This is a genomic window from Lamprobacter sp., from assembly GCF_034860625.1.
Taxonomy (GTDB): domain Bacteria; phylum Pseudomonadota; class Gammaproteobacteria; order Chromatiales; family Chromatiaceae; genus Lamprobacter.
The window spans coordinates 1-379 of the sequence record NZ_JAYESN010000773.1 but is presented as its reverse complement, the minus strand read 5'-3'; the positions used below and the strand labels follow the sequence as shown (position 1 = coordinate 379).

Below are 379 nucleotides of genomic sequence, written 5' to 3'. Positions count from 1 at the left end.
CGCAGCCCGCTGCGTGAGAATCAGGGGGGCAACCTCAAGACCGTAGTTCTTGATGACTTCAACCGCCTCATCCGCAAGATGACCACGCGGTGGCGCAGCGTTGATGACCGCCAGTGCCGGAACCCGCGCCAGATCGGCCAAATCCTTCGTGGACTTGATGGCCCGCAAGTCCAGAACGGTCGGGCGGCAGGGGATTAGGATCAGGTCGGCCGCTCGCGCCGCTGCAAGCGCGTCGCGCTCAGAATGTGGCGCGGTATCGATGATGCACAGCGCCGCACCATTGTCCTTCGCCGTGGCTAAGACCTCATCGAGCTGCGAGGCATGCGTAGAGATCACCACGGGCGCATCTCGCTCACGGCTCCTCGACCACTCCTTGGCA

General features: G+C 63.6%; 1 pseudogene. It reads right to left on the bottom strand.

From position 1 onward, the window contains the following. Nucleotides 1-339 (bottom strand): annotated as a pseudogene (locus VBE63_RS31235) (ParA family protein); the annotation flags it as partial. Nucleotides 340-379: the final 40 nt, after the last annotated feature.